Genomic DNA, 721 nt, shown 5'->3' on the forward strand with positions numbered 1-721 from the left:
CAAGGACGGCGACGACGCGATCGTACGTGTCGAGCTTCCCGGCGTTGACGTCGAGAAGGACGTCAACGTGGAGGTCGACCGCGGCCGACTCGTGATCCACGGCGAACGCCGTGACGAGCACGCGGAGGAGAAGGACGGGCGGACGCTGCGTGAGGTGCGTTATGGATCCTTCCGCCGGTCGTTCCAGCTGCCGGCCCACGTCACCGGCGACGCCATCACGGCCTCCTACGACGCCGGCGTGCTGACCGTGCGGGTCACCGGCGCCTATGCGGGGAGCCAGGCGCGGCGCATCGAGATCACCAAGTAAGAGGTGGGCGACTATCCGGCGGGGTCCACCGACCCCGCCGGATTTCTCTGCCGCGCAACCATTTCCGCCGTGATCAGCGCCAGCGCGCCAGCAATTCCCCGGCCCGGGCCGCCAGCGCGGCCTGGAAAAAGGGGCCGAAGCTGATCCGGGCGACACCCAGCGGCCCGAAGGACGCCGGGTCGTCCTGATCGGGCAGCGCGATCGCGTTGACCGGCAACGGCAGCTCTGCGGCCAAGCGGCGCAACGTCTCCGGATCGTGCCGGCCCACCGGGTACGGCACATCGGCGCCCGCGTCCGCGGCCTCCGTCAGCCGTGCGATCGCCCGCTCGACACGGTCCGCGTCGTCGCCGTCCTTGCGCAGGAAGAGATCGGTGCGGGCGTTGATCACGACGTGTACCCCGGCCGCATCGGCGG

At 70.7% G+C, this 721-nt stretch carries 2 protein-coding genes; one reads left to right on the plus strand and one right to left on the minus strand.

The window, feature by feature from the left end; translation table 11 throughout:
- A partial coding sequence (locus A5711_RS09860; RefSeq protein WP_067945934.1) for an Hsp20/alpha crystallin family protein occupies nt 1-307 on the plus strand: 307 nt, incomplete at its 5' end.
- A gap of 73 nt (nt 308-380) precedes the next feature.
- Here A5711_RS09860 and A5711_RS09865 read toward each other — a convergent pair.
- Nucleotides 381-721 (minus strand): isocitrate lyase/phosphoenolpyruvate mutase family protein (locus A5711_RS09865; RefSeq protein WP_197520770.1); only part of this gene is annotated, 341 nt, incomplete at its 5' end.

Source organism: Mycobacterium sp. E2238, from assembly GCF_001672665.1.
In the GTDB taxonomy this organism is placed as follows: Bacteria; Actinomycetota; Actinomycetes; order Mycobacteriales; family Mycobacteriaceae; genus Mycobacterium.